The organism is Shewanella surugensis, assembly GCF_023284005.1.
Lineage (GTDB): Bacteria > Pseudomonadota > Gammaproteobacteria > Enterobacterales > Shewanellaceae > Shewanella > Shewanella surugensis.
The window spans coordinates 1-1,113 of the sequence record NZ_JAKIKS010000324.1; the positions used below are offsets into that span (position 1 = coordinate 1).

Genomic DNA, 1,113 nt, shown 5'->3' on the forward strand with positions numbered 1-1,113 from the left:
AGTTCCGTAGAGTGGCTACGCGCTATGAGAGAAAGGCTAAGTACTATTTAGGGACGCTTCAATTAGCTGCTTCTATGATTTGGTTAGCGTAATTGTCAACGCCCCCTAGTCCATAAAGCTTAGTCGGAGGATTTAAAATATGCCATTAATGATGGCTGTCTATGTTTTGTTCTATGATGAAAAATTATTAGGAGAATTTTCAGTAGCGTTTAAAGGCGGAACAGCATTGAGTAAATGCTGGGAAGCTATTTCTCGATTCTCAGAAGATATCGATTTATCAATCCATTGGGCTGACCTATCTGGGCACACAGAAGAAGAGGAATTAGCCGTATGGGCCAAGAGAACTCAAAGTCGAAGTCAAAATACTAAATTTAGGAAAGCTCAACAAAAAAAATTACAAATTTGGAGCGAAAACTTAGTTGTCACTCTTAACGAACGCTTATCTCAGTATAATATTGAAGGCTTGTATGCTGAAATGGAAGATGATTCTGATGGGGAGAAGATTGATATTCATTTTCCTCGCGTTACAAAAGGAACCCATGATTACCAATTAGATCATATCCTGCTGGAGTTTGGTGGAAGAAACAGAGGAAAACCCACTAATACTATCGCAGTTGATTGCTATTTGAGGCACACACCAGGTCTAGAGTCCTTAATATTACCTCAAGCGAAAGTGAGTGCCTATCAGGCAAAATATATTTTGTGGGAAAAGCTGACAGCCTTACATCAATTTTGTACTCAAAAAAGCTCGCCTAATCCCGATAGGTTGTCTAGGCACTGGTATGATGTGGATTGCTTGTTGACTATGACATTTGCAGATCCCCTAAATTCTGAAACGACCAGAAACAATGTTATTGAAATGAAGAAACATCGATGGGCTAGTCCCGGTGTTAACTACGAGGAAATTATCGCAGGCAATATTTTGTTAATACCCGATGAACAAAGGGTAGTTGATATCGCAAAAGATCATGAAAATGCGATTAAAGGTGGGATGTTTTTTACGAGCTATAGTCGTTTCTGGTGTATGAGGATAAAGCATTGCGATGTAACCTGTTAATTGATCTTGGCCGATCAACAATTAACAAAAGGAACATCGTAATGACTAAAAATGAT

At 38.8% G+C, this 1,113-nt stretch carries 1 protein-coding gene; it reads left to right on the forward strand.

From position 1 onward, the window contains the following. Nucleotides 1–139: 139 nt before the first annotated feature. Nucleotides 140–1,057, forward strand: coding sequence for a nucleotidyl transferase AbiEii/AbiGii toxin family protein (locus L2764_RS27315; protein WP_248943470.1), 918 nt, complete (start codon nucleotides 140–142; stop codon nucleotides 1,055–1,057). Nucleotides 1,058–1,113: the final 56 nt, after the last annotated feature.

Excerpts from the sequence above, each read along its gene's own strand:
- L2764_RS27315 (WP_248943470.1), top strand. The coding sequence starts at position 140 with ATGCCATTAATGATGGCTGTCTATGTTTTGTTCTATGATGAAAAATTA.